Source organism: Tamlana crocina, assembly GCF_012037625.1.
This window is the reverse complement of record NZ_JAAVJS010000733.1, coordinates 1-307: the sequence shown is the minus strand read 5'-3', so window position 1 is coordinate 307 and position 307 is coordinate 1. Positions and strand designations below refer to the sequence as shown.

Genomic DNA, 307 nt, shown 5'->3' with positions numbered 1-307 from the left:
AATTTCAACCTAATATTCTCCAGTCCCCCGTTACGGTGCTTGGCTACAATAAATTCGGCCTGCCCGTCTGTGGGAGAGCGTTCCTCATCATCCCACTCCTCTATTTTATAGTATTCAGGTCGGTAAATAAAGGATACGATATCGGCATCCTGCTCGATAGCTCCGGATTCCCTAAGGTCGCTCAAAAGTGGCCTTTTTGACCCCCCTCTGGTTTCCACCGCACGGGATAACTGGGATAGCGCGATCACCGGCACGTTCAATTCTTTGGCAAGAGCTTTAAGGTTTCGGGAAATGGTAGAGATCTCCT

General features: G+C 49.2%; 1 protein-coding gene. It reads right to left on the bottom strand.

Features of this window, described 5'->3' with window-relative positions; translation table 11 throughout:
- Positions 1 to 307 (bottom strand): DnaB-like helicase C-terminal domain-containing protein (locus HC176_RS18770; protein ID WP_209309833.1); only part of this gene is annotated, 307 nt, incomplete at both ends.